The sequence below is a fragment of the Microcoleus sp. Z1_B2 genome, assembly GCF_036700325.1.
Lineage (GTDB): Bacteria > Cyanobacteriota > Cyanobacteriia > Cyanobacteriales > Microcoleaceae > Microcoleus.
Genome location: NZ_JAUBOQ010000109.1, coordinates 1 through 1,770 on the forward strand (window position 1 = coordinate 1; position 1,770 = coordinate 1,770).

Sequence of the window (1,770 nt, forward strand, 5' to 3'; positions counted from 1 at the left end):
CAATTTTATTTGACTTCTTTACACAGTAATGCTCAACTTATTGGTCTGGCTATCCGAAAACATTGGGGTATTGAAAAGTAGAAGTTCACGGGGGTAGCAAAAACCCAAAAAATCTGATAAGGTGAGGCACATGGAGAAGACAGTGCCGGAATTAATGGCGGCAATCAGCCCAGCAGAGTGGGCGCAAGTGCCAGGCAGCATCCTCGAACTAATTTACGAATTAGTGGGTAGGATGGATCAGTTTGAACAGGAAATAGGGGAACTGAGAACAGAAAACGAGCTTCTCAAAGAGCAATTAGCCAGAACTTCGGCAAATTCATCACAACCACCATCGAAGAATCCTCAAGGATTTAAGCCAAATAGAAAGGAACCCACCGGAAAGAAGCGGGGTGGGCAACTAGGACATTCGGGACATGAACGGAAGCTATACCCGACCGAAATGTGTCAAGAAGTAATCAACCATTACCCACAGCAATGTAGTGGATGTGGAGGCATCCTAGAGATTGAAAATAATGGTCAAGCATATCGACATCAAGTAGTGGAAGTCCCACCAGTACAGCGGCTCGTCATCGAACATCAGTTTCATCCAATTACCTGTACTTGTTGTGGGAAAGAAAATCAAGCCCCAGAAATGACCGAAATAATAGGAATGGGTGGATATGGTCCAAGAACAGCAGCCTATGTAGGTTTATTCAGTAGTGAGTATCGACAATCCTACCGCCAAATACGTGCGCTGATGCAGGCGGTATTTGGGATTGAAATGTCCGTCGGCACTATCAATCGTCTACGGACAGAAGTGAGTGAGGCAGTTGGCGATGGGGTCACAGCAGCCCAACATTACATCCAGCAGCAGCCGAATGTGGGAGTAGATGAGACTGGATTTCAGCAGCGGAATGGAGATGGTCTAAATGCCACCAAGACCAGCGGTTGGCTGTGGGTGGCTGTAACGCCATTGATTCAGAGCTTTCAGGTAATTTTAAGCAGAGCTAGTAGTGCTGCTCAAACGGTTTTGGGCGAAACTTTTAGTGGCTCGATCACCAGCGATCGTTGCCCTGCCTATAATTGGGTGGATGTCAATCACAGGCAACTGTGTTGGGCACACCTCAAACGAGATTTTATTCAAATATCCGAACGAGTTGGAGCTTCAGCCCAAATCGGCAAATCCTTGCTGGAGCAGGAAAAAGAGCTTTTCAATCTCTGGCATAAATTTAGAAATGACCAACTCACTCGTTCGGAGTTGAAAGAAAGGGTTGAACCTATTAAGACTGAAGTTTTGAGCATCTTGCTAGAAGCTTCGCAGTTAGACATCGACGAGAGGGAAAAGACCCCACTGGCAAAAACTGTGCGGACTTGCCGTAATTTACTAAAGTTGGAAGTGGCTCTGTGGTTATTTATCTCCTCAGATGGTGTAGAGCCGACCAATAATGCCGCTGAGAGAGCCATTCGCCCTGCTGTGATTTGGCGACGGACTAGCTTTGGTTCAGATTCAGCAGCAGGAAGTCTGTTTGTTGCCCGTTTACTCACCGTCGTGTCTTCTCTCAAGCTGCAAGACCGGAATATTCTTGAGTTCCTGACTGAATCTGTCTTGAGTGCTCGTTCTGGTCGGACTCCTCCTTCTCTTCTGCCACGCTAACCCCGTGAACTTCTACATTGAAAACCAGGCTCATTGGACTCTTGACTGTACATTCGCTGAGGATGCTTGTCGCATTCGCTCTTTCCACAGTCCTCGGAATTTTGCTCTTTTACGACGCATCGCTCTTAATGCCCTCA

The 1,770-nt window shown here is 46.9% G+C and carries 1 protein-coding gene; it reads left to right on the forward strand.

Annotated elements, in window-relative coordinates; translation table 11 throughout:
• The first annotated feature begins 130 nt into the window (after positions 1-130).
• Positions 131-1,633 carry an IS66 family transposase gene (tnpC, locus tag QT984_RS29620; protein ID WP_333058662.1) on the forward strand — a complete coding sequence of 501 codons (1,503 nt, stop codon included), beginning with the start codon at positions 131-133 and terminating at the stop codon, positions 1,631-1,633.
• Positions 1,634-1,770: the final 137 nt, after the last annotated feature.